Origin of the sequence: Vibrio sp. M250220 (assembly GCF_036533795.1) — a bacterium.
In the GTDB taxonomy this organism is placed as follows: domain Bacteria; phylum Pseudomonadota; class Gammaproteobacteria; order Enterobacterales; family Vibrionaceae; genus Vibrio.
The window spans coordinates 1-413 of record NZ_JATABI010000217.1 but is presented as its reverse complement, the minus strand read 5'-3'; the positions used below and the strand labels follow the sequence as shown (position 1 = coordinate 413).

Genomic DNA, 413 nt, shown 5'->3' with positions numbered 1-413 from the left:
ATCTTACGGTACGACATTGAGACCGTTAGATTTTGCGTGAAGTCGGACATCGACGGATCTTGACAGTGTGGCATCTCACACTGGATATCGACGATAGACGCGTTTTCTAGCTTAGTGGTGAAGAAGTTCTCTTGTTTGCCTTCGATAGAGGTGCGGTACCATTTCAGTTCAACAGTCTTCATCTTCTCACCAGAAGAAAGCGCGTTGTACAGCAGTGGCACGGCTTTGTTGAGAGTGACGGTAAACTGGAATGGCTTATGAACACGTTGACCAGAAGGTTGACCAGATTGTGGATCAGTCGGAACCGAAATAACGTGGTCAAACTTCTGAACCAGCATCTCGTCTTCGTGACCTTCTACATAAGAGTCACCGATAGAGTCAGCCGTACAGGCGCCCGCCGTGATCAGACCCTG

At 48.7% G+C, this 413-nt stretch carries 1 protein-coding gene; it reads right to left on the bottom strand.

Going from position 1 to position 413, the window contains the following annotated elements; all coding sequences use genetic code 11:
* Window positions 1–413: Hcp family type VI secretion system effector (locus tag QTN94_RS20710; RefSeq protein ID WP_331428698.1), on the bottom strand; the 413-nt coding region annotated here is incomplete at both ends.